Here is a 24,537-nt window from a genome sequence, read left to right as displayed (position 1 = left end):
TTGCTTAATTATAACATTTTTGGTAATTAAGTTGTTATATTTCAAACAAAATTCTCCAAATATTAAAAAGTACTAGTTTTGTTTTGAATGGTGTTTTTTAGACTTGTATAAAATTCCATCTGAGGTTATGATTTAAATTGTATATTTTATAAAAATAATTAAGGGGAGAAAAATATTTTATGGAAAAGAGTAGTGTGTTTAAGAAACCTCAAATAAGTCCTAAATTGCCTAAACTTATTGTATCGTTGGTTGTTGTAGTTATTGGATTTACCTTATTTACAGAAAAAATACCACAAGGATACGTTGGGGTAGTTTACTCGTTAAATGGTGGAGTTAAACAAACCGTGTTAAATGAAGGTCTTAGAGTTGTTATGCCATGGCAAGAAGTTACACTTTATTCTGTTGCTACTGAGCAGTTTTATTTATCTAAAAATAAAAAAGAAGGTAGCAAAGGTGATGAAAGTTTTGATGTTCAATGCTCAGATGGAGCTGTTAATGTAGATTTAACAGTACAATATTCATTTAATAAAAATAATGTGCCTGATGTATTTAAGAGATATAGAGGAAAATCAGGGGAAGAAATAATGAATGATATCATGCGTGGTAAAATAAAAGCATGGGTTACTGAGGTTACAAAAGATTATACTACAATGGAAGTTTATCTAACTGAGAAAGCTGAAGTAAATGACAAGCTTACTAGGTATATGCAGCAAAATGCAGAAGAATATGGTATTGTTATTGAGGAAGCAGCACTATCAAGAACAAGTGTGCCTAAAAATGTAGAGGCTGCAATAAGAGATAGACAAGCTATAGCTCAAGAAATAGAAAAGCAAAAATTAGCATTACAAAAAACTAAAATAGCTAAAGAACAAACTCAATTAGAAGCTGAAAGAAGAATTATTGAAGCAAAAGGTGAAGCTGAAGCTAATAAAATAATTCAGCAATCTATGAATAAAGATTTGATGAATTATAAGGCCACTATGAAGTACTTAGAAAAGTGGAATGGAAAGAGACCTAATGTTGAATCAAATGGGGGAAATGGTTTAATAGTTGATGTTGGTAAACAATAATATATTTAGAGTATTAGTTAATAAAAAACAGCTTGATAATCGACTTATCAAGCTGTTTTTTATTAAGGTCTTCTAGATGTTATGTATCTGTCTTTATAATAACCACTATTTATATCAGATATTTTAACTACGTCACCAGTTTGTGGGGCATGTATCATTTTTCCGTTGCCTATATATATACCAACATGACTTACGCTTCCTTTTGCTCCTGAGAATACTAGATCTCCAGGTTGAAGTTCCGCTCTGGGTACATATTCTCCATACTTACTTTGAGCTGATGAAGTTCTAGGAATAGTTTTACCTAATGCATTTCTATATACATAAGATGTTAGGCCAGAACAGTCAAAACTATTAGGACCTTCTGCTCCCCATACATACTTCTTACCTAATTGCTTATAAGCTAATTCTACAGCAACTTCTCTTCCTACCCCTCGAGATGGTGCTTGAGTATTTTGATTTGCCTTGCTTTTAGTTACATAATTACTTGCAACCCATCCTGTTTTTCCGTTACTTAATTTTATTTTATACCATCCATTTGATGATGAAATTATTTCAACTTTATTGCCTTTATATACAGTTGCTACTTTACTATATTTAGCTCCAGCCCCAGCTCTTACATTCAATGAGCTAGCTGTTATAGTTCCTACTTCTTGTGCATAAGATTCATTTGTATTTATTCCTAAGCCTAAAGCAGATAAACTTATAGCTGCAACTATTATACTTTTGTTCATTATGTATCCTCCTTGGGGGTAGTTATCCTCCGAATTGAGTTTGTAGTGTCCTATATGTATAATAATATACTATTTTTGACAAGAAGTGAAGAAAAAGTTTCTTTAATAGAATTTTCTGATACTTTTTATATACTGTTACATTATTTTATTGCAACAGAAAAAAGCCTAACACCTTATAAGTTGAGATGTTAGGCTGATTATTTAAAAGTTTATTTAACCTTACTTACAATTTCTTTGAAAGCACTTCCAATTAAAGTACAGTCCATTCCTATAGGAACATATCTAAATCCTTGTTCTATTCTCGACTTTGCATTTTCTGCAGTTACAGCAAATATACCTGGTACTTTATCGTATTTTTTACAAACATCAAGTACTCTTTGTGCTGCTTCTTCAATTCTTTGATGTGTAACTTGTCCAGGAATTCCCATAGATTGAGACATATCAAATGGTCCTAAAAATATTACATCTATCCCAGGAATCTTTGCTATATCTTCTAGGTTTTCTAAAGCAGTTATATTCTCACAATGAGCTATAATCATTGTTTCATTATTTGCCTTTTCAAAATAATCCATTATTGGATATAATCCGTAATCAGCAGCCCTTGGCATTGCAACCCCTCTTTTACCTAAAGGACTGTATTTCGATCTTTGTACTAATAACTTCGCATCTTCAGCAGTATTTATTTGAGGAACCTGTATCCCATGAGCTCCTACATCTAAGTGCTTTAAGACAACTGTTTCAGAGTTTTCTCTAATACGTACAATAGGAGTCATATTGTGAAGCTCTGCTGCACGAATCAAATTCATTGATGTTTCTGCATCCATAGGGCCGTGTTCAGCATCTATAATAACAAAATCAAAACCTGTTAATCCCATTATTTCAACTAAATCAGGACTATCCATAGATACAAATGTACCTATTGCAGATTTACCTTCTTTAAGCATTTTTTTCAATTTGTTCTCAAACATGTTAATCCCCCTTTAACTTTATATTATATTTTTATTGTATTTTAACACACGGACCATGTCCAGTTGCAATAAACTTAGGATTTAATTTTGACAATTTTTGTTGAAGTTCTAATCTTTTATCTGGATCTGGTACTTGATGTGGGGCAATGTTGTCTACTTCTTCTTGCCAATTTCCATCTATTACCTTACCATTAGCTTGCCCAAGGCGGAACATTAAATCACTACTAAAGAATATTTCTTTTTTGTTTTCCATAAGAAGTAGACCTTCCCATAGATGCATTTCAGATAAATAACTTATAAATTCAAGTTCATAATCATCTGTAATTAGCTTTTCTCCAGGCTTTTTAATAATAAAATCATTTGTGATTCCAAAACCACTTAACTGTCTTGCTGTAACTTCAGAACAAATTGGCTTAGCATCTGGAAAATGTTTTAATATTACTGATAGCCCTCCACATTCATCAGATTCAAAGTGTGAAATGAAAATATATTTTAAAGTTTTATTTTTAAGAATATCTTTAAGTTTTGGAATTAGTGCTTCTGCTTGTTGCATATTTCCTGTATGCACTAACACAGCTTCATCAGCTAACAATAAATATTGGTGAAATGTAAGGTCGATAGGTGGTATATAACTGCTAAATTGATGTAAATTCTCATAAATAGTTGCCATATTATTTTTTCCCTTCCTATTTTTCTAAGTTTTCTACTGCCCATTTATGCATTTGTTCTAATATTGGAAGTATTGTTCTACCTTTTTCTGTAATAGAGTATTCTACCTTAGGCGGAATCTGATGATATTCTTCCCTATGAATTAACTTATCCTTTTCAAGTTCTTTTAACTGTTGAGACAGCATTTTATGTGAAATGCCTGTTAAATACTTTTTCAGTTCTCCATATCTTTTTACACCTTCAATAGATAAATGCCAAAGTATAATAGGCTTCCACTTTCCCCCTATAACCTTTTGTGTATACTCCAAAGGACATTTATATTTCCTGTCATCTGTATTCTCCATTTGATGTCACTCTCCTTTCGTATAGTATCTCACATAAAAGTGCATACTATTAAAACCAATTACATAAATATATAATTAGTATATAAAATAATTAGAGTTATTACAACTCTATACATACAGAGGTGTTTTTATGGAATTGTTAGAAGCAATGCAATCAAGAAGAAGTATAAGAAAATTTAAATCTGATGCGATACCAGAAAACTTTATTAGCGAATTAATAGAAGCAGGAAGATTGGCTCCTTCAGGAACAAATTTACAACCTACTCGTTATGTAGTTATAAAAAGTGAAGAAGCAAGAGCAAAATTAAAAGAATGTACTCCACTTCCTTTTGTAGGTGATGCTCCAGCAATAATTGCATGTTGTGTTGATAATCAATCTATGGCTTCAATGTTAGATAGAATGAAAGAACTTAGTGAAGCTCAAGCTTTTAAAGATACTCCACTGGATAATGATTATTCGGCTAAAGCTAATAAACCTAGTGATAATAATAAAAAAGAAAGATTTTCAGATGAAGCTTCTATAAAGTCATATTTAAACTTAAATGCAGCTATTGCAATTGATCATATAACTCTTAGAGCTGTAGATTTAGGACTTGGAACTTGTTGGATTATGATGTTTGATCAAGAAAAGGTTAAAGATCTTTTAGGACTTGACTCTAGATACGACATTGTTGCCTTATTACCTGTTGGTTATCCAGATCAATCTCCTTCACAAAGACCTAGATTAGATAAAGAAGAATTAATTTTAAAAGAAATATAAAACAAAAATACTACCGTTGCTATTAAGCTACAGTAGTATTTTTTTATTACTTCAGTATTTTTTATTTATTTACTTCAGCTTCATTCTTAGGTATAAACTTATAAACAATTGCTCCTATTATAAATCCAACGATAGTTGTAAGTTTATCTCTAATGTTATATTGATGATGTATTAATTTTAGATATTATTTTATTATATATTTGTTTCATATGAGGCTCATTAGAATATTCATCTATTTCTTTTATAGGTATCCACTTAACCCCACTGTTTTCATCAGGCTTAACAAAAATTTGTTCATGTTCATCAGCTTCAATTAAATAAGCAATTGATATGTGTAAATGTGGAGATACATACTTTCCTTTTTTTATATGGCCTAACACTGGTATAATATCTAATGATATAATATCATCGCTAACAGGGTAAATATTTTTTACTCCTGTTTCTTCTTCGACTTCCTTAAGTGCAACATATAATAAATCTGCCTCTCCGTCAGCATGTCCTCCAGTCCATGACCAGGAATTATATATGTTGTGATGTACCAATAAGACTTTATCCTTATTTTTATTTACTACAAATCCAGAACTTGTCATATGTACTATTTCGTTATCTCTTGTTAGTATATTATCAAACATCTCCAAACATTTTATAGTTGTTTCTTTATCCTTTTCTTCTTGTTCATTAAACGCTTTATATTTTTTTATATATTCAATCAAATTCATAATTTTTCAAACCCCTTCCTTCTATTATCTATTGTCTATATATTAATAATAAAAAAGATTCGCAAATTTGTAAATTTTTTTCCTTTATGCTATAATGTAAACTAATTATTTAAAATTGAAATAATAAAATTGCTGAAGCGGCTAGAAGACTAGGAATATCAAAACAATTATTAAAATATAAAGTCAATAAATATATGTTATAAAAATACACCACTAAAACTTTAGTGGTGTATTTTCTTCTTTTTCGTATAATAATTTTTTAAACTGACTTATAAAAACAATGACCGTAATGCTAACTGCTATAACATCTGATATCGGTTCTGCAAAAAATACTGCAAAAACCTTGTCAGAAAAGAAATTTGGTAAAATATATATTAAAGGTATTAATAGAATTATTTTTCTAAGTAGTGCAAGGAAAAGTGACGTTTTTGCTTGGCCAATTGCTATAAAAGTCTGTTGACAGGCAACTTGTGCTCCAAGTACAAAGGCAGTTCCCAAGTAAATCCTCATTGCCCATACTGTAAGATCCATAAGCCTAGGATCTTTACTAAATAAAGAGACAAAGAATTGTGGAAATACCATCATCAATGCCCACAAAACAGATGAAAAAATTAAAGATGATATTAAAAGCAGTTTAAATGTATCTTTTACACGATCATTATTTTTGGCTCCATAATTATAGCTAATTATTGGTTGTGCTCCCTGTGTTAATCCCATTAAAGGTAAAAATAGTATTTGCATCAAACTTGCAATAATTGTCATTGCCCCTACTGCAATATCTCCTCCATATCTTTGTAGTGAAGAATTTAAAGCAATATTTAAAAGACTCTCAGTACTATTCATTATAAAAGGAGAACTCCCTAATAAAAGCACAGGAATTATAACTTCTTTTTTTAACTTCATGTTTTTCTTATAAATTTTTAGTTTAGTCTTTTTTCCTAACATGAATCTTATAACCCATATAGCTGAACAAGCTTGGGAAATTACTGTTGCAATAGCTGCACCTTTAACACCCATATTAAAAGTAAATATTAAAATCGGGTCAAGAACTATATTAATAACAGCGCCTATTAATACTGTTAACATACTAATTTTGGCAAATCCTTGTGTTGATATAAAACTGTTTAATCCTAATGTAATCATTACAAATATTGTCCCAATTACATATATATTTAGATAATCAAGCCCATAATTAATAGTTTCACTACTTGCACCAAACATCATTAATAATTTTTCCCCTGTAGCTAGTAATATAACTGTTAAGGCTATTGAAATAACTATTAAAAGAACAAGACAATTACCTAAAATTTCTTCAGCTTCATTATCTTTTTTCTCCCCCATTTTTATTGCAGCCCTTGGTGCACCGCCCATTCCTATGAGTGAGCTAAAAGCAGTAATAACCATAATAATAGGAAATGTTACTCCTACACCAGTTAAAGCAGTTGCTCCTATTTGTGGTATATGTCCTATGTAAATACGGTCAATAATGTTATAAAGCATATTCACAAGTTGTGCTATAATTGCTGGAAGTGCTAAGCTTAGCAATAATTTACCTACACTATCTGTCCCTAATCTGTTAGTTGTCTCTTTATTCATGTCAAAACTCCCATCTAATTAAATTTTATCCGTTGATTTTTAAAAATAAATTTAATTCTCCAAAAATATAAAAACCACAGAAATATAATACTACAACAAGACATTTTAGTACTATTATATCATATAATACATTGGTGAGTCGTGACATAAATAAAAGGTATTTTAAGAATTCTTTTTAGTGCAAATTTATATTTTCTTTATAGCAATGTTTCTACTTTATATTCAGTATACTTATCTTCAATCCATGTACTATATTCCGTTGATAATTTCTCCTCAAAAATAATATCTTTTATTTTTTCTTTACTATCTTCGTATTTAGCATCTTCAAAAGTTTCTTTATTTTCTTCATAGTAAGCTTTTATCTCAGCTTCTGTTATTTTAATATTAGGTTCAAGTAACTTCTTAATGCTTAGATCTTGTTTAATATTCTTTTTTATATCATCAATTGTATAGCTGTAATACTCTAATGTCTGATTAAATACTTCTTTTCCTCCATTTTCTTCTATAAGCTCATCAAGTTGCTTTTGTATTGCTTCCTCAGCAATATTAATATTTTTACTTTTAACTTCTAGTTCAATAACTTTCTCAGCTACTAATGAGTCTAATGCTGTTTGTCCATTTTCCTTAACCAAATAGTTATATAATTCGTCTTTAGTAATAGTTTCATTACCTATACGCCCTACCACATTGTCTTTTGTCTTTAATTTGTAAACATATGTGGCTGAAATCATTAACAATACCACTGTTACTATAATAGGTACTAAATATCCTTTTTTGTTTATTAATTTCATCATAATTCTATCACCTTTCTTTTGTTTATATTTTGAGTTTATTTCCTTTGTCTATATCTATATTCTAAATTGCTAAGCTTAAATAAACCTTAAATGATAAATATAAAAAACTCCATAAATGGAGTTTTTTAATAAGATCTAAATTTAACTCTTAGCTATAAAAGCATCTTTATATCCCTTACTTTTTACTTCTTGAAGCATATTTTCTGCGTTTTCCTTATCTTTAAAAGAACCTACAACTACCCTATAAACCACACCATCATCCTGAAGTTTTTCTATAGGTTTATCTTTTATATCTTTATTAAGTAATCCTTCTACAATAGCCTTTGCCATATCCTTAGGGTTATAAATATACATATCTTCTTCATTATCTATAAAACAGCACTCAACAAGTAGTGCAGGCATATTAGTGTTTTTTAAAACATAAAGATCATCTCTTACCTTAACTCCTCTATTTCTAAACCCTAAATCACTTATACTCTTACATATTCTCTCAGCCTCATCCTTGCTTTTAGAATCATTTGAATAAATAAGAACTTCAGTACCAAATGCTCTACTATTAAAAGCATTAAAGTGAATGCTTACAAATAAATCACAATTATTTTTATTAGCTGGATCAACAGCCTTTTTAAGATATTCTGATTGTGAATTGGTATAATCTACCGTTGAGTCTATAACCGTATGACCTTCTTCTTTTAGCAACCTAATAACTTCTTTTGCTACCTTTCTAGTTTCTATACTTTCGACTTTTATACCTATAGCTCCACTACCGGCTGCACTCAAAGTATGTCCTGCATTTATACATATTTTCATAATATACCTCCACATTAAACTTAAAAATAAGCTTCCAAAGAGGAAGCCCTATATTATATTATTATAATCTCTATCAATAAGTTCCAAAAACTTACTTCCGATCCCCCATTTTGTCGTTATTCATAGTTGTGTTTCCAGTAGTAGGAATATCTCCTGCTAATTGTTTTTTAATATTTTCAACTCTATCTCTCACATAATTTATAATAGAGCCGCCCATCATTACTTTACCTCCATTAGGTTTGCCTTGTGGTGGTTGTAATTCCTTATTTGAAAATCCTTCTGGCGCTCTCTGTGGCATCTCTTCAGGACGCTCTTTATTTGTTGGATTTTCATTTGAATTTTGCGTAGCACTCGATACTGAATCTGTGTTATTCTCTGAATATTTTATGTTTGCCTCAAATTGTTCCATTGTATAAAATTTCGTAGGATCTGCCTCAACATATGGTCTTATAATATTGGCAAGTTCTGTTACCCTCGGCTCAAATTTTTCAAGATAATTATTAAGCTGCTGTACATATTCATGATATTGTGTTTTATACTCTTCTACTTCCAATAGGTTATCTATTAGAGGAAGATTTTCTATATTAACCCCCATTACAGGTTCATCTATTGGTATAGTTGTAGCACTTCCTCCTGAACCAAACCCCGCCATTGACATATTGTAATCCCAAGGTATAACATTAAATTTGCCATTTTGGCTATACAAATAGTAATTTTGTACATTGCTTCCACTATAACTGTCATAATTACCAAGGACAGTATTAGCGGCAATATATTTTAATGCACTGTCTACATCCAGTACATTTTCAATATCACCCTTTTGCCCTTCTGGCATTTCATTTAAGATTTTAATGAAATTTTTAAGATCTGCCTTTGTCTTATTATCTCCTGATTTTAATTCACTGTTATCATAGTTACTGCCTTCTACATATTGAAGTGTGCTACCTCGTTCTTGCTTATATAAATTACCATCGCTACTTCCAAAGCTTTTTTCCAGGAAACTATCATCAATAGCTTCAACGCAAAGGTAAAATCCATAAAGTTCTCCATTTATATAAAGATTTGTATAAACTGCTTTTGGTACATCTGCCCCTATTTCCCTTAGAGCTTCATAACTTAAATATTCACGCATATATGAAGGGTCTGAATACATATTGTTTACAACAAATTCATCAAGTCCAAAAATATTTTGTCCTTTAACATATTCATCTAACTTAATTCTAAAGCTATAACGATCAGAATCAGTGTTTGCAACTGATTTTAGAGTAAGATTTCCTTTTGTTCTAAAACCTACATTTTCTATAGTTTCACCATTAACTGTAACTTTTGCACTTTTATATTCCTCTGCCATAGGATCATCGAGAATACTCTTTAAATCCTTTTCTTGTATTTCAACTTTTATATCTATTACTTCATCCTTTTTAAATATTGACTCATATTTTACTGATGTTTTATTATTTGTACTTGATACAGGCGTTGAATTTTTATTATAAACTTTATAAGCAACTGCTGCAATTATAACTATGGCAACAAAGGCTATAGCTACTATTTTTTTAATTTTTGTATTCTCGGTCATTTTATTTTCCTCCATTAGTACTCCAATTTATCAGCATACATAGATAATGTAATGTTCAAATTACCATTTCTACATCTTAGTTCATCTAAAAATTCTTTTTGACTTATTTTATTATCCATTGATACCCCATAAACAAGCTGATAAAGACTGCCTAAATCAGTAGTTTTTACCTTTATAAGATCATAACTTGTTGTAAATTTTTCAAATATATCGTCAAAGGCATCCTCATAGTTCAAATCCTCTGGAATAGTCACTTTAAGTAGCTTTTGTGATGTTTTCTTTGAACCAAAATTTAATAAATTAAGAATTCTCATTAACAGACAAAGAAATATTGTAAATAAAACTGCATATCCAAAAGCTCCTACTCCGCAAGCAAGTCCTGCTGCCATTGTAAATAAAATATATGATATATCCTTTGAATCTCCTGGCTCACTTCTAAATTTAATTATTGAAAAGGCGCCTGCGAGACTAAATGCTCTTGCTATATTGCTTCCTATTAAAAGTACAATTATTGCAACAACTATAGGTATAATAATAAGTGTAAGAGCAAAATTTTGAGAATATCCTTTTTTATTACAGGTTTTTATATAAGTAAAACTTATTAGCCCTCCTGAAATAAATGATATAGCCATTGTTAGCATTGCATTTGTTAAAGATATTGCTGTATCAGCTGATGTTGAATTGAATATTGTTTCGAACATATAATATTTTCTCCTTTCAAATTTCTTTCATTTACTAACATTTTTTTATATTCATTACCGTATTTTGAAAAACTGGTCTTATATATTTTGTATTCTGAAAGTAGTTTCGACAACCACAGAGGAATATTCTTTTCTGCTTTTACTTCCATAAGTAATTTATTGCCTTTTAATAAACTTTCTCCATAGTCACCATTTTCGAGCTTTAGATCATATCTTCTTGTTCTTATATTTGTGTCAAAGGTTATTCTCAGGTCACGGTTTTCTTTACTAAACAATGCCTTTCTATCATAAGCTAAATAAACCTTAGGACTAAGATCATATATTTTTAAAATATACTCGATTTCATTTATCACCTGCTTATTCATGTAATTCTTAATATTAGGTTTTGTATTATTCTTTACAAAATCATAGGCTTCACTTAGCTTTAGCTTTGTTCTTCTTTTATTTACAATACCGTTAAATTTTTTCTTTATTTCTAAATAAACCTTCTCATCAATATCTGGAACTCCGTAAGCCCTTATTCTAAGTTTTTCTTTGTATGTTGGCTTAGATATAGAGTTTCTTATTAAATAGTCATCATTTGTATCAAAGTAGATATTGCTTATAGTATAAAATCCATATTCCTTATTATGATCATCAAGGTCCATATACTTTAAAAGATCATTTTGAATATAATTATATATATCTTCATCAATTAAAAACTTACTTTCATGTCTATTAAAAACTTCAATTGCCATAGTAACACCCCTTTCTGAGTTTAATTTTACAAAGTAAACCTTAAACAAACCTTAAATAGATTACATTTTTCACTTAAGGTTTATTTAAGGTTTGGTATGATATAATAATTAATAATATAAATAGGAGGTTTGATTTTGAGAATATTATTAATAGAAGATGAGCTTCATTTAGCAGAAGCATTATTTCAAATATTAAGAAAAAATCATTATACAGTTGATGCAGTTAGTGATGGAGAATCTGGACTTGATAATTGTTTAAGTAATATTTACGACTTGATAATATTAGATATTATGCTTCCTAAAATGGACGGTATAAGCATTCTTAAACAAATACGAAAAGATGGAATAAAAACACCAGTTATATTACTTACAGCTAAAGGAGAAATTTCTGATAAGGTAGTTGGACTTGATAGTGGCGCAGATGATTATCTGCCAAAACCATTTGCAACAGAAGAGTTACTTGCAAGAATAAGAGCTCTATCAAGACGTAAGGGTGAGGTGTTACCTAACAATACTTTAAAATTTGGAGATATTGAGTTAGATACTTCAACACTTAAGTTATCCAGAGAAAATAAAGATATGAAGATTATATTAAAGGAAAGTGAACTTTTAGAACTTCTTATTTCTAGAAAAAAAGCAGTCACATCTAAAGAATTAATAATAGAAAAACTTTGGGGATTTGATTCTGAAGTTGAGCATAATCATGTGGAAGTTTATGTTTCTTTCCTAAGAAAAAAGCTTAAGTTTTTGAATTCAAATGTAGGAATAAACACTATTCGCGGAGTAGGATATATTCTGGAGGTAAAAAATTAAATGTTTAAAGATCTTAGAAATAAATTTCTCATTCTTAATTTAGTTATAATTTCTGTTATGATGTTAGCATCTTTTTCATCTATATATTTAATTACATATAATAATGTTCAAAGGGGTATAGATGCAGAATTACATAAATTATCAGAGTTTAAAGTAAAATCTGGCCAAGGTCCTAGGGATTTGCACTATAATTTTAATAATAATGAACCTCCTCCAGAACGCTCAGTTTCATTTAGTCTAATAACTGATACTAAAGGTGTTATAATAAATTCTTTTTCAGTATTTGATATGGATAATGATTTTTATGAAACTGCTAAAAATATAGCACTCTCAAAAAGTAAAGATAGAGGGAACTTTAAATTAGATGATAATAATTGGGCATTTATAAAAGAATCATATATAGACGGATATAGAATAGTATTTTTAGATATAACTTCAAGAATAAGTATCCTTACAAATTTGGTTTATACATTTTTAATTGTTGCTTTCGTTATGTTAATTATTATTTTCTTTATAAGTAGATTTTTCGCAAATAAATCAATAAAACCAATTAAAGAAGCATTTGATAAACAAAAGCAATTTATTGAAGATGCGTCACATGAACTAAAAACTCCACTTGCTGTTATAAATACAAATGTGGATGTGCTTTTAAATGAAAATGATAATATGAATACTCAGTCAAAATGGCTTTATTATATTAAATCTGAAGTACAAAGAATGACTAAATTGACAAATGATTTACTTTATCTAACACAAATAGATTCACCAGATATAAAAATGTTTTTTTCTGACTTTGATTTAAGTGAAACCGTTGAAAATGTAATTCTAACAATGGAAGCTGTTATCTTTGAAAATAATATTTTATTAGATTATGATATTGAACCTAATTTATTAATCCATGGTAACAATGAGCAAATTAAACAAGTAATAATTATACTTTTAGATAATGCTTTAAAGTATACAAACCCTAATGGAAAAGTTTACGTTACTTTGAAAAAATACAATAATAATATTGTTTTATCAGTTGCCAATAGTGGCAAAGGAATTCCCGAAGAATATATAGATAAGCTATTTGATAGGTTTTATCGTGTAGATAAATCTCGTTCTCGAAACAGTGGTGGTTATGGACTAGGCCTTGCCATTGCTAAATCTATAATTGAGCAACATGGAGGAAAGATTTCAGCTAAAAGTGCCTTAAATGAAAGTACAGTATTTAGTATTGAACTACATTCTATACGTTAAGAAGTAATTACTTTATAAGTTTAATTTTTTGCAAAATAATAACCACTTAGTATAGTGTTATTCCTATATTAAGTGGTTATTTTATAATATTCGATCTAAATATTATAAATCTTATATAGCTTTATTGATATTGAAAGCTGTTCGTAAAAGCTGCCTTCACAATCCTCCATATTTAACAATTCTTTTATTTTATTTATCCTATATCTAATAGTATTTTTATGTAAAAAAAGCGCGTCAGCAGTTTCATTAATTTTCCCGTCATTTTCAATATATTTAATTGCTGTGCTAAACAATTCTGCATTGTATTTTTCATCATAATTTTTAATTGGCATTACTATTCTGTTATAGAAACTATGAATCCAGGTATCCTTAATATAAGGCATAAGAATGCCGTATACACCTATATCGCTAAAATAATTAAAGCTATTAGGAGAAACCTCTCCTGTTCTTTGTGCAAAAATACTTTCGTTTATTCCATTTCCAAGTTCACTAAGACTTGTATGTAAATTGCTAATACCTATATAATATTCTGAAATGTTTATACCAATTGTTTTCAATAATAAATTAACTGTGTTCTTAAAATTTTTTTCTTCAAGCTTTTCCAAGGTAGATATTATTAAAATACCATTTCCATATTTTAAAACAGAATCATAAAGGCTGGTGCTTTTATTTCTTTTTAACTTTTCAATTAGTGCAATTATCTTATTATCTCCAAAAAATCTTTTTTCTTTGATATATAAAACAAAATTAAACTCTTTGAAGCTACTGTTTATTTCAAAGGCTATATCCCTTATTAATGCCTTGTTAAGATTCGTTTTAATAAGCACATCAACTTTGGTTTCAAGTAATTCATAATTGTTTATAGATCTTATTTTATCCATCACTTCGGTAATAATATCTTCAAAATATACACTATTATCAAAAATAAATATAGGAATAGATTTTTCATTTGCATAGTCGATTACTTCAATAGGAAGATTATCATAATAAATATTTTTTATTGCCAAACCACTTACTTCACTTTCTCCTAAATATTTAACTGCTTCTATAATTAGCTCTGGTTTGTCCTTTGCAAATAATAAACTGCTAAGAACAAATTCGCCTTTAGCAAATTCACCTTCAATAATGTGGCCTTCTAACTTTGTAATAAACTCCCAATCTAGTATTCCTGTTTTCTCTACAATATTATCAAGACCACGATGGCCTGCTACTAATCTAAAGTTTTTAAATGTCTCTAATTTTGTTGCTTCTAGTACGGTAATAGACATACTTGCTTCCCCTTTGTAACAATATTTTTATATTAATTCTAAGGGCTTAGCTAGGTCATGTCAAATAGCAATTTAAATTAAGTATACGAACTGCTTCTTCTATAAATGATATAATAAATTAAAGGATTAATAAAAAAAGATCCAATAAACTAATATATTTAAAAATATATGTTAATAATTGCTTATATATGGCATAAAAGGGAGGCTTCCAATTGAAAAAAATAAAAAAAGAAGATTGTATATATACAATGTCAAAGGATCATAAACCAGCCCTAAAAGTACATTCAGGAGATACTGTTATATTTGAAACATATGACTGCTATAATAATCAAATAGAAAGTGAAAATCAACCATTTAGTACTATTAAAAGAGAGCTAAATAATCCTGCTACTGGACCATTATATATTGATGAAGCTGAATCTGGAGATATATTAAAAATAGAAATTATTGATATTAAAATAAACAATCATGGTGTAATGACTATAAGACCTGATAGTGGCATTTTAGGAGAGTTTTTTTATGAAACGAAATCAAAAATTATTCCTATAGAAAATGACAAAGTTATTTTTAATGATAAGATTCAAATACCGATAAATCCAATGATAGGAGTTATCGGGGTGGCACCTTACGATGGTGAGATTAAAACTACTATACCAGATTCCCATGGCGGAAATTTAGATTGCAAAAGAATAAGGAAAGGTTCTATTGTATATTTACAAGTACATACTAAGGGTGCATTATTATCAATAGGGGATTTACATGCCGTTATGGCCGATGGAGAAATTGTTATATGTGGGCTAGAAGTAAGCGGTGAAACAGTGGTAAAAGTTGATGTAATTAAAGATAAGGCTCTTCCCCTACCTATGGTTGTTGAAGGTGAACATATTATGACTATCGCTTCTAAAAAAACCTTAGATGAAGCAGCAAAAACCGCTACTATACATATGCATAAGTTTTTGATAAATGAATTAAATATGGATGCTTATGAAGCTGGAACGTTGTTGTCCTTAGTTGGTGATTTAAGAATTTGCCAGGTTGTGGACCCATTAATGACAGCTCGTATGGAACTTCCAAAATATATTTTGGATAAATACAACTACAAAATGGTTTAGAATAAGGATAAAAAAACTCCTAAGTAGATTTTCAATCATTGCTTAGGAGTTTTTTAATCCTACTTTATATTTTCTAAATAACCACTACATGCTTGGAATACTGATCCTACCCTACCTTTTAAATCAAAATAACCTGTATCCATTAGTATCGTTGGATTTACCTTTAGAGCATCTGGTTTTCCATTTTCCAAACAATCTTTATTACCATATGCTGCAACAATTTCTCCAAGAAACATTGTGAAATCAAATATAGGAATAGTTTCTATTACCTTACAAAGATAATTCACAGGGCATTCTTTTATCATAGGCGCATTCCCTGCTTCATCATAAAATGACTTAAAAACATTTGATTTATCTATTTTATTCCCCGAAACTCTTCCACAAAAATCAGTTTTTTCAATAAAATCTGCTGACGGTATATTTACACTAAAAAATCCACTTTCCACTACACCTGAAGTTGTACAGTGAGAATTTTTTAATGAAATATACAATACAGGTTTTTGACTTACAACCCCATATGCACCTATTGTGGCATAATTTGGCTTTCCATTAACAGTAGCCCCTGCTAAAACCGTAACATAAGGGCCGAAAGGTATATTTGCTATTTTCTTTTTTATCATATTTCTCCTCCAATAAATTATTTGTTTGTCGCGACAATGAAATTATAAGTCAAAATTTAATAAAACTATAGACTTTTTCTTTCCCTTGTAGTATCTTATTGTTATAGTGCGCCTAAGGGCAAACAAAAAAGAGACTGGTATTTCCCAGTCTCTTTTTTGTTTATATTTTAATTATATATTATTTTGAAAATAAAAAATTATAAGTAAAATATACTACGCATATAAAATTATATTTTGCAAAAAATATTATATAAATATATAAAAAGGGAGCCATTATTATGTTTAATAAAAAATCTATATTAACAGCGTTAACTTTAGTAGCAACTATAGCCCTACTTGGTTTTGGCTTTAAAAATGTATATTCTTTACAAAACGGCACAGGTGAAGAAGAATATGAACAATACGTTTTAAAATTTATTGATGAATTTCAGAATGTAGAAGAAACATACCCTATAATATTTGCCTTTAATAAGGATAATCCAGAGGAAAGTAGAAAACCTATAGATCTAAGACTTAATAAGCTAAATGAATTTAATTATACAAATGAAATACCTACAAAGTATACTGATATTAACAAAAAACTGTTAGATACAATTAATCTATATAAACAAAACTATGAAAGTCTATATAAAGGAATATCATCTGGAAATTCGCAATTAATTGGAGAAAGTGTAGGAAATCTATACGGATATGATTTTATATTCCAAGAAATTGAAGATACTCTTAAAGGAGAAGTTTAGATAAATACAACTATACAATGGTTCGAAGAAAAAAGTCTAGGTGATTTTACACCTAGACTTTAAATTATTATTTATTATTTATTGTATTATTAATTTTCATAAATGCATAATCCATTGCAGAATCTATATTTCCGTTGTTGTTTCCTCCACCTTGTGCTAAGAAAGGACTTCCTCCGCCTCTACCATCTACTAAAGTTAAAGCATCCTTTAATAAGTCATTCATGCTTATATTCTTTATATTCTTTGAACACGCAAAAATAAAGTTAACTTTATCATCACCTTTAGCAACCATTAATGCTATAACATTTTCATGTTCTACTATTTTTGATGCTACTTTTCCTACTTCTTTAACATTTTTATCTTCATAGATTTTCTTAACTACAGAAATATCTCCAATTCTTTGAGATGTATCTATCATTTCTTTAATTTGATATTTCATTAATTCTTCTTCAATCTTTCTGTTTTGAGCTAGAACACTTTGTAATTTATCATTCAAACTACTTATACCTCTTATAGCATCTTTATCACTGCAACTTAGATATCTACATATTTGAGTTAAAATACTATCTTTTTCAATAGAGTAATTTATAGCTCTGTTGCCTGCTAAAAACTCTATTCTCATGCCTTGTTTATATTTTTCATATTTTTTAATTTTTATCATTCTAACATCTAAAGTTGATCTTGGATGTACTCCACAACAAGGATTTACATCTAAATCATCAATTTTTACAACTCTTATTTCTTCATCAATTTTAGTAACATCTATTTTTAATCCCATCTTTTTTAGTTCTTTTCTTGTAGGAACTAAAATTTCTGTAGTTATATTTTCACTTATTATTTCATTTGCGTATTTTTCTACTTCTCTTATTTTTTCTTCAACAAATTGCCCTATTATATCTATTGTACTAACTTCATTTCCTAGGTGAAATCCTACAGTATTTGCATTAAATAACTTTACAAAAGAAGCTGATAATATATGTTGTCCAAAATGTTGATGCATTCCATCTTCTCTTTTTTCCCAATCTATATAGCATTTTACTTTATGTATTTTTATGGGCTTCTTTTCTAATACATGATAAACTAATCCATCTTCTTCGTATATATCAACTACTTCATGGATATCTATTTTCCCACTATCTGCAAATTGTCCTCCGCCACCTGGGAAAAATGCAGTTTTATCTAATACAACATGAAACTTTGAATCTATTTCTTTTATATCAATTATCTCTGCTGTAAATTCTCTTATGTATTGATCATTGTAATATAATTTTTCCAATTTAATTCCTCCGCTTTTGACTATTTTTTGTTGTCTATAATACAATTATATACTATATATTAATTTGAAAGTCATTAAATTAAAAGAAAAATATGTTATGTATATAAAGTCATACTTTGCAAAAAATATTATATAAATATACAAAAAAGGAGACATTATTATGTTTAATAAAAAATCTATATTAACAGCATTAACTTTAGTAGCTACTATAACGTTACTTGGTTTTGGCTTTAGAAATTCATATTCTCTACAACATGATCCAACGGAAGATCAATATAAACAATATGTTTTAATATTTATTGATAAATTTCAGCAAATTGAAGATGATTTTCCTATAGAATTTGCCTTTGATAAGAGTGTTCCAGAGAAAAACAGAAAACCAATTGACTTAAGACTTGCTCAGCTAAATTCATATAATTATACTGGCGAAGTACCTGAAAAGTATGCTGACATTAACAAAAAACTTTTAGAAACAATCAATCTTTATAAACAAAACTATGAAAGTTTATACGAAGGAATAGTATCTGCAAATTCACAATTAGTTGGTCAAAGTGTAGGAAATCTATTTGGATATGACCAAGTATTTAAAGCAATCGAAGATGCTCTTAGAGGAAACAACACCCAATCAAAAAAGAATTAACTACTAAATTATTAAAGCCTCTCCTAAGTATGAATTAGGAGAGGCTTTAATTTTATAGAGCTGCTATTTTAGTTACAGCTGTATAGATATGAGATATCTCATACCAAGTTTTGAAATCAACTACTCCTGTTTGTGGCAACCCAAATATCTTTTGGAATTCCCTAACTGATGCTTGTGTTGCAGGACCATAGATACCATCTACTTTTAATCTTGGAATTGCAGAATAAACATTTGCGATAGCGTTTAACTGACCTTGAATAGTTCTTACAGGTGTACCACTAGACCATAATTTAAGTTCATAACCTGGATAAGAAATTGGAACACCAGTAACTACTGGTGCTTTTTCAAAGATTACATTGGTTCCATAAAAAGATCTTATTATTTGTTCATAAGTTCTTCCTTGATCTCCTAGTGCTTTACTACCCCATTGGGTCATTTGACCTGGACATTGGACCTTATCACCATCACAATATTGAGCTAAAAGAGGCTGTCTAGAAGTTGGAGGTCTTTTTATAAAAGTATTAAATATCTCATCAACAACTACATTTATAGGATTAAATGTATTTCTTCCATATATGAATTTATGATCATAATTTGTAGTCGATGTTATAGTAAAATCATATCCTTGATTTCTATACCACTCTGTAAATACCCTATTTAGAGTAAATGATATTATTGCTATTACATTTGCATATATCGTTTGAGTTGGCCAAGTTGAATATATCTCAGATGATGCTACATTTTTTATATAATCCTTATAGAACATCCAATAATTTTTTGCAGATGTATTTGTAGGAAGTCCATCATGAACAATTATAAACTCAGGAACTACAGGGTTATCTAAAACTACAAATCCTGTTGGTGGTGGAAGAGGTTTCAGATCAGATTCAGGTATTTTAGGTGGATAAGTTGCATATAGTGTATGATCATCTATAAGAAGAATCTCTTCATTTTGTCGTTTATAAAGAAGAGGACTTCTTTGTCTTCGTTCTAATGCAACAGGTTGCCTTCCTTCAACAACAGGTAAAATTTGACATCCATTTATCATAACTGTTTCATAACCATCTTTTTTTACCTCTACAATATATCTACTATAAGGTCTTACATCAGAAGGTTGCTGTGAGTATATTAAATCTGGCGCAGGTAAAGCTAATCCAGTAACTTGACCTGATACGTCCGTTGGTAAGTTTTCATATACTACAGTTTGGGTAGTTATGCCTGTAGCTTCATCGGGTATACTATATATACTAACTAGTGCATCTACAATTGGTCTATTTGTCACTCTCTCAACAACAGATACAGTTAAAAAACCATCTTGCATAATTTACACCATCCTTTCTTATATTTTTAATATAAATTTGTTACATATTTTATAATATGCTTTAAAAATCATAGTGTGCTTTTATTTCATACAGTAAAAAGGCCTTATATACAATCTAAAGTATATAAGGCCTTTTTATTGTATTCATTATTATGAAAGCGTAATTTTCACAGACGTTTTCTGATAAATTTATGTCAAACTTTCTTTGCGATATGGTATTACCAATATTTTCGTAGTATACTAAGTATAGGAAATTAATGGTTTTAGGGGGTATATAGATGAAAAGGGTTGACGAAAGAGATACAATGTTTGCTAGAGCAAACTATAAAAAGGGAACCGAAGCTTATGAAGATTATTATAAAAGAAATCCTGACAAAAAAGCTATAGATGACAGTCTAAGAACTAGGCCTAATCTTTGTGAAGAAGGTACAATGACCTTTAGTGAATTAAACTCTCCTATGGCTAGTTGTGCATTTGAATTTTTAAACGATATAAAGCACCTATCTGAAGGCAGTGTAAATCCAGTTAAGGTTGAAAGTAATAAAAAGATATTAACTAAAAGAATAAAGGGTCTTACCAAACACTATGGAGCAAAATTAGTAGGTATAACAAAACTTCAAGATTATCACTTTTATACTAATAGGGGTAGACATGAAGAAGTGTATGGACAAGAAATAAACCTTGATCATAAATACGGAATAGTATTTGCTGTTGAAATGGATAAGGATATGATAAATAGAGGGCCTATGCTTGCTGAGGTTGTAGAAACTTCTAAAGCTTATGTAGAAGTATCTATTATAGGTATGATACTTAGTTATTATATAAGAAGCTTAGGTTATGAAGCTAGAAATCATATGGATGCAAATTATTTACTTATGCCCGTTTTGGTAGCAAGAGATGCTGGACTTGGGGAAATAGGCAGAAACACTATACTTACTACTAAGGATTATGGTTCTAGAGTTAGACTTGGAGTTGTAACTACGAATTTAGAACTTGATGTTGATGAACCTATATCATTTGGACTTAAAGATTTTTGTAAGCTTTGCAAAAACTGTTCACATACGTGTCCTTCTCAATCTTTATCTAATGAAACTGAAAGAGAAAATAGTGGGAATTTAAATTGGGTCATAGATCAAGAATCATGCTACATAAAATGGAGATACTTAGGTACTGACTGTGGTATGTGTATAGCTAGTTGCCCTTTTAGTCAAAGTATGGAATCTATAAGAAATATAGATACTTTTGAAGGTAATGATGTTTTAATAGGTACTGTTCTTGGCGAATTTAGGAAAAAATACGGTAAAAGGCCTTTTGTACCAGGAAATCCAGATTGGCTACGTTAAATATATAAAAAGCTCCTAGATAGTATCTATCTTAGGAGCCTTATTTATATTATTAATCTATAGGTATTTTTATAGTCTTATTATAATCTTTAGAATATGTCATTCTTTTTATATCCAGTTTATATTCTTTGCCTACTCCTTTAAATTCTAATGTTCTAGTACGAAGAACTTTGCCATTATCTAGTTTTTTGTATTCATCTTCAGCTGTTTTATTTAGTTCTAATCTTTTATTATCTGCTAATAAGTAAACCTTTGTAAGAAATGTATTTTCTTCAGATGTGATGCTAACAAAAGTATTTCCATTTGACTCAGATATTTTATTTATTATTATATCTTGATTATTAACATTAAATTTTTGATCTATTGAATCTTTTTTCAAGTCTATAACTTTGTCTACATCATGGTTAGCTGAAAAACTTACTAGTTCTAATTTTAGAGATTTTAAGTTTTGCGGCAATGCATCATATTCTCTATGGAATGTAATACCCTTAATATTTGTTCTCATTCCACTGCTTTGAACCTGAACTTCTTTATTGTTTGCAATTAGTCTTATTTCTAATTCATTAGGTATTAATCTTTCATCATTTATTTTATCTATAGCTAACTCTAATATATTCTGGATTGATCCATTTATAACAGTACGAGTAGGTGAAGCTAAAATAGAATCAAAATGAATTTTTGTTTCATCTAATTCAATACTTTTATTTATATTTTTCTTTAATTTATTTTCCATAGCCTTTTTCCTATCTAGCTTAAAAGTAATTTCTCCTTCCTCAGACCTACCATCTTCATAAAATCCAAAACTTAGATGTAATGTTTTTTCGAAAAAGTAAGGTGGCTCAAAACTATACATATTTTTCATTATTGTTTTTTCATCATTTATATCACCATATCCACTAGAAAGATTATGTTCACCAAATATTCCATTCAAACTAATCCTCGGTGTTACTTCATCAACCTTCCCATTTGGATCTTTTGTTGTATAAAATGCTAACAATTGGCTTTCATCAACCATTATTCCATCTAGTGTTATTGAAACACCATCTTTAAAGGTATGACTCTTATTAATAATCTGACCTTTACCTAGGTCATTAAGTTCTTTTAAATCTTTATTCATTACATTGTTATAACCTATTATTTCTTTGCCATAAAAAGCTAGAGTGTCAAAGTTATATCCTATTAATAAAAGAGTTAGGCAAGCAGCTACAACTTTTCCTAATACGTTTTTTCTTCTTTTTATTTTTTTATTATCTAATGCTTTTTTAAGTCTTCCTTCTAACTCACTTGGAATTTCAATATTATCTATATCATTTTTTATATCCTTAAGATTTTTTTCAATATTATTCATCTTTATCACCTCCGAATTTTTCCTGTAGCATACTAATACCATTGGAAATCCGTGACTTTACTGTACCTAATGGTACTTTTAATATATCTGCTATATCTTTATATTCTAAATCCAAGAAATATCTTAGCTTAATTGCCTCTTGGTGCTTTTCTCCTAGCTGTGATAAATACTTTTCTAATAACATTTTATCGTTGTTTTCACTAAAACCACCTTCATGGGATAAATCATCAATAGAATCTATATATACTACTTTCTTATTTTCTCTCAGTATTTTTTTACAGCAATTAACCAATATAGTCTTGCTCCAGCTATAGAAACTATCATTATTTTTTAATTTATAAATATTTTCATATAAAATTACAATCATATCTTCCATAGCATCTAATGCATCTTCTTTATTTTTCAGATAAACATATGCTAATTTATAATAATCTTGTTTTTGATCCATAATCAACTTAACTAGTGCATCTTTATCTCCCTTTTTTGCTTCTTTGACTAGTATATCTATATCCATCTCTACACCTCTCTTTCATATATAAGAGAATCATGTTACTTAAAAAGTTCATTTTATTTTGGCTATGTTTTAATATAGTGTTGAATTTAGGTATATATTGAAAAAGAGGGGAACTAATTCTCCTCTTTTTACTTCGCAGTATATAAAAAATACGTACTAATTATATATAAACCTCATATTGTTTATTTTTAGTAATAATAACAATAAAATCATTAAGATAGTTCCTATTGTTGCAATTATATTTATGAGTTTTTGTGCCTCTATTTCATAATTGTATTCATTTTTTATATGTTCTGTTGCAATTATATTTATAAATTTTTGTGCATTAACACTATTTTTGAATACTTTTTCAATTCCTTTGTATATCATTAATCCAATTATTCCGCCTAAGGTATTATTAATTATATCCGTAATATCAGAAGCTCCAACTCTCAAAATAAATTGGAATACTTCACATATTAAACTAATTAAGAGAAATAATAAAAGTTTTTTTCCAATAATCCATCTTTTAAATAAAATTCCTGCATATATCCCAAGCGGTACAAAAATCACTACATTCATAATGATTTCACTAAAATGAAGTTTACCATTTATGATTACAGATTCACTAAACGGAATTAAGTTTATACTTCTCATATTTCCCATATAAGCAAATGGTACATTAAATTTAAATACTATAATCCAAAATAATGCAATCAAATAAATTATAAATAATACATTAGTTAACTTGTTTGTTTTATTATTATATTTCATATTGTTCCTCCAATTTTTTTGCAAATTCATGTTTATAGATTAGATTATATAAATAACTGCTAGTTAGCATTT

At 28.9% G+C, this 24,537-nt stretch carries 26 protein-coding genes; 8 read left to right on the top strand and 18 right to left on the bottom strand.

Going from position 1 to position 24,537, the window contains the following annotated elements; translation table 11 throughout:
* The first annotated feature begins 179 nt into the window (after positions 1–179).
* Positions 180–1,070, top strand: coding sequence for a prohibitin family protein (locus ACUSRV_RS10595; RefSeq protein ID WP_490141925.1), 891 nt, complete (start codon positions 180–182; stop codon positions 1,068–1,070).
* Between the two features lie 62 nt (positions 1,071–1,132).
* Here ACUSRV_RS10595 and ACUSRV_RS10590 read toward each other — a convergent pair whose 3' ends face one another.
* From ACUSRV_RS10590 to ACUSRV_RS10575, 4 genes are all read right to left on the bottom strand, one after another.
* On the bottom strand, positions 1,133–1,801 hold the full coding sequence (locus ACUSRV_RS10590; protein WP_490141924.1) for a C40 family peptidase: 669 nt from the start codon (positions 1,799–1,801) through the stop codon (positions 1,133–1,135).
* A gap of 209 nt (positions 1,802–2,010) precedes the next feature.
* Positions 2,011–2,769, bottom strand: a complete 759-nt coding sequence (locus ACUSRV_RS10585) for an HpcH/HpaI aldolase family protein (protein WP_490141923.1) — start codon at positions 2,767–2,769, stop codon at positions 2,011–2,013.
* Between the two features lie 31 nt (positions 2,770–2,800).
* Positions 2,801–3,439, bottom strand: coding sequence for an oxygen-binding di-iron domain-containing protein (locus tag ACUSRV_RS10580; protein WP_490141922.1), 639 nt, complete (start codon positions 3,437–3,439; stop codon positions 2,801–2,803).
* A gap of 16 nt (positions 3,440–3,455) precedes the next feature.
* A complete protein-coding gene (locus ACUSRV_RS10575) occupies positions 3,456–3,782 on the bottom strand; it encodes a winged helix-turn-helix transcriptional regulator (protein WP_490141921.1) in 327 nt (108 codons plus the stop codon).
* 130 nt (positions 3,783–3,912) lie between these two features.
* Between ACUSRV_RS10575 and ACUSRV_RS10570 the strand changes: the two genes are divergently transcribed.
* The gene (locus ACUSRV_RS10570; RefSeq protein WP_490141920.1) at positions 3,913–4,542 is read left to right on the top strand and encodes a nitroreductase family protein; all 630 of its coding nucleotides are present in this window, start codon (positions 3,913–3,915) and stop codon (positions 4,540–4,542) included.
* A 155-nt stretch (positions 4,543–4,697) separates the two neighbouring features.
* On the opposite strand, the gene ACUSRV_RS10565 is transcribed toward ACUSRV_RS10570, so the two are convergent.
* From ACUSRV_RS10565 to ACUSRV_RS10535, 7 genes are all read right to left on the bottom strand, one after another.
* A complete protein-coding gene (locus ACUSRV_RS10565) occupies positions 4,698–5,261 on the bottom strand; it encodes an NUDIX hydrolase (RefSeq protein WP_490141919.1) in 564 nt (187 codons plus the stop codon).
* 213 nt (positions 5,262–5,474) lie between these two features.
* Positions 5,475–6,857, bottom strand: a complete 1,383-nt coding sequence (locus ACUSRV_RS10560) for an MATE family efflux transporter (RefSeq protein ID WP_490141918.1) — start codon at positions 6,855–6,857, stop codon at positions 5,475–5,477.
* Positions 6,858–7,054: 197 nt separating this feature from the next.
* Entirely contained in the window at positions 7,055–7,651 is a 597-nt protein-coding gene (locus tag ACUSRV_RS10555) for a hypothetical protein (RefSeq protein WP_490141917.1), read from the bottom strand.
* A gap of 141 nt (positions 7,652–7,792) precedes the next feature.
* Positions 7,793–8,461 carry an N-acetylmuramoyl-L-alanine amidase gene (locus tag ACUSRV_RS10550; RefSeq protein ID WP_490141916.1) on the bottom strand — a complete coding sequence of 223 codons (669 nt, stop codon included), beginning with the start codon at positions 8,459–8,461 and terminating at the stop codon, positions 7,793–7,795.
* A gap of 91 nt (positions 8,462–8,552) precedes the next feature.
* A complete protein-coding gene (locus ACUSRV_RS10545) occupies positions 8,553–10,037 on the bottom strand; it encodes a CotH kinase family protein (protein WP_490141915.1) in 1,485 nt (494 codons plus the stop codon).
* 14 nt (positions 10,038–10,051) lie between these two features.
* Complete coding sequence (locus ACUSRV_RS10540) at positions 10,052–10,738, bottom strand: DUF4956 domain-containing protein (protein ID WP_490141914.1); 687 nt, start codon at positions 10,736–10,738, stop codon at positions 10,052–10,054.
* The gene (locus ACUSRV_RS10535; protein WP_490141913.1) at positions 10,687–11,475 is read right to left on the bottom strand and encodes a polyphosphate polymerase domain-containing protein; all 789 of its coding nucleotides are present in this window, start codon (positions 11,473–11,475) and stop codon (positions 10,687–10,689) included. Before ACUSRV_RS10535 ends, ACUSRV_RS10540 begins: the two co-directional genes overlap by 52 nt.
* A 135-nt stretch (positions 11,476–11,610) precedes the next feature.
* On the opposite strand from ACUSRV_RS10535, the gene ACUSRV_RS10530 reads away from it, so the two are divergent.
* On the top strand, positions 11,611–12,288 hold the full coding sequence (locus ACUSRV_RS10530; protein ID WP_490141912.1) for a response regulator transcription factor: 678 nt from the start codon (positions 11,611–11,613) through the stop codon (positions 12,286–12,288).
* A complete protein-coding gene (locus tag ACUSRV_RS10525) occupies positions 12,289–13,530 on the top strand; it encodes a sensor histidine kinase (RefSeq protein WP_490141911.1) in 1,242 nt (413 codons plus the stop codon).
* Positions 13,531–13,625: 95 nt separating this feature from the next.
* Here the strand turns inward: ACUSRV_RS10525 and ACUSRV_RS10520 are convergent, their stop codons facing one another.
* Positions 13,626–14,798, bottom strand: coding sequence for a PucR family transcriptional regulator (locus tag ACUSRV_RS10520; RefSeq protein WP_490141910.1), 1,173 nt, complete (start codon positions 14,796–14,798; stop codon positions 13,626–13,628).
* Positions 14,799–15,010: 212 nt separating this feature from the next.
* Here ACUSRV_RS10520 and ACUSRV_RS10515 point away from each other — a divergent pair, with 212 nt between their 5' ends.
* On the top strand, positions 15,011–15,910 hold the full coding sequence (locus tag ACUSRV_RS10515) for an acetamidase/formamidase family protein (RefSeq protein ID WP_490141909.1): 900 nt from the start codon (positions 15,011–15,013) through the stop codon (positions 15,908–15,910).
* Between the two features lie 59 nt (positions 15,911–15,969).
* On the opposite strand, the gene ACUSRV_RS10510 is transcribed toward ACUSRV_RS10515, so the two are convergent.
* Entirely contained in the window at positions 15,970–16,530 is a 561-nt protein-coding gene (locus ACUSRV_RS10510; protein WP_490141908.1) for a flavin reductase family protein, read from the bottom strand.
* Between the two features lie 278 nt (positions 16,531–16,808).
* Between ACUSRV_RS10510 and ACUSRV_RS10505 the strand changes: the two genes are divergently transcribed.
* The gene (locus ACUSRV_RS10505) at positions 16,809–17,270 is read left to right on the top strand and encodes a hypothetical protein (RefSeq protein WP_490141907.1); all 462 of its coding nucleotides are present in this window, start codon (positions 16,809–16,811) and stop codon (positions 17,268–17,270) included.
* Positions 17,271–17,337: 67 nt separating this feature from the next.
* Here the strand turns inward: ACUSRV_RS10505 and ACUSRV_RS10500 are convergent, their stop codons facing one another.
* The gene (locus tag ACUSRV_RS10500) at positions 17,338–18,546 is read right to left on the bottom strand and encodes a DHHA1 domain-containing protein (protein WP_490141906.1); all 1,209 of its coding nucleotides are present in this window, start codon (positions 18,544–18,546) and stop codon (positions 17,338–17,340) included.
* 160 nt (positions 18,547–18,706) lie between these two features.
* On the opposite strand from ACUSRV_RS10500, the gene ACUSRV_RS10495 reads away from it, so the two are divergent.
* Positions 18,707–19,186, top strand: a complete 480-nt coding sequence (locus ACUSRV_RS10495; protein ID WP_490141905.1) for a hypothetical protein — start codon at positions 18,707–18,709, stop codon at positions 19,184–19,186.
* Between the two features lie 52 nt (positions 19,187–19,238).
* On the opposite strand, the gene ACUSRV_RS10490 is transcribed toward ACUSRV_RS10495, so the two are convergent.
* The gene (locus ACUSRV_RS10490; protein ID WP_490141904.1) at positions 19,239–20,507 is read right to left on the bottom strand and encodes a peptidoglycan-binding protein; all 1,269 of its coding nucleotides are present in this window, start codon (positions 20,505–20,507) and stop codon (positions 19,239–19,241) included.
* Positions 20,508–20,785: 278 nt separating this feature from the next.
* Here ACUSRV_RS10490 and ACUSRV_RS10485 point away from each other — a divergent pair, with 278 nt between their 5' ends.
* On the top strand, positions 20,786–21,850 hold the full coding sequence (locus tag ACUSRV_RS10485) for a 4Fe-4S dicluster domain-containing protein (protein ID WP_490141903.1): 1,065 nt from the start codon (positions 20,786–20,788) through the stop codon (positions 21,848–21,850).
* 52 nt (positions 21,851–21,902) lie between these two features.
* On the opposite strand, the gene ACUSRV_RS10480 is transcribed toward ACUSRV_RS10485, so the two are convergent.
* From ACUSRV_RS10480 to ACUSRV_RS10470, 3 genes are all read right to left on the bottom strand, one after another.
* Positions 21,903–23,198, bottom strand: a complete 1,296-nt coding sequence (locus ACUSRV_RS10480) for a DUF4179 domain-containing protein (protein WP_490141902.1) — start codon at positions 23,196–23,198, stop codon at positions 21,903–21,905.
* Positions 23,191–23,712 carry a sigma-70 family RNA polymerase sigma factor gene (locus tag ACUSRV_RS10475; protein ID WP_490141901.1) on the bottom strand — a complete coding sequence of 174 codons (522 nt, stop codon included), beginning with the start codon at positions 23,710–23,712 and terminating at the stop codon, positions 23,191–23,193. Before ACUSRV_RS10475 ends, ACUSRV_RS10480 begins: the two co-directional genes overlap by 8 nt.
* A gap of 156 nt (positions 23,713–23,868) precedes the next feature.
* A complete protein-coding gene (locus ACUSRV_RS10470) occupies positions 23,869–24,465 on the bottom strand; it encodes a VanZ family protein (protein WP_490141900.1) in 597 nt (198 codons plus the stop codon).
* Positions 24,466–24,537 lie beyond the last annotated feature (72 nt).

It is taken from the genome of Sporacetigenium sp. TC11, from assembly GCF_058146105.1.
The sequence above is the reverse complement of the archived record's forward strand: the minus strand, read 5'-3'. Positions and strand labels throughout refer to the sequence as shown.